This is a genomic window from Caballeronia sp. GAWG1-5s-s (assembly GCF_023631445.1).
Taxonomy (GTDB): Bacteria; Pseudomonadota; Gammaproteobacteria; order Burkholderiales; family Burkholderiaceae; genus Caballeronia.
In genome coordinates, this window is sequence record NZ_JALQDC010000073.1 from 1 (window position 1) to 279 (window position 279).

At 62.4% G+C, this 279-nt stretch carries 1 protein-coding gene; it reads left to right on the forward strand.

Annotation, left to right across the window (positions count from 1 at the left end):
• Nucleotides 1–279 (forward strand): hypothetical protein (locus tag NCR34_RS27950; RefSeq protein WP_250501444.1); only part of this gene is annotated, 279 nt, incomplete at both ends.

Genomic DNA, 279 nt, shown 5'->3' on the forward strand with positions numbered 1-279 from the left:
GGGCTGGCCACACAAGTGCTTGCTGGGCTGGGCGAAAGCTTCGGCTACCGTCGGGGAATCCATGGGCGCCTGGTCGCGGAGGTCGACCGCGACGTGCCGCTACTGAAGAAGCTCAAGCGCCTTGCTCGCCTGATATCGCAGTCCACGCTGATCCCGGAGGATATCCGCCCGGATCTCGTCGATGTGCCCCAGACGCTTGACACACTTGCAACCGCGCTGTCTTTCGGTTCCATGGACACGCAACAGCAGATGATGGAGCAGATCGCGAAAGGGCTGGAC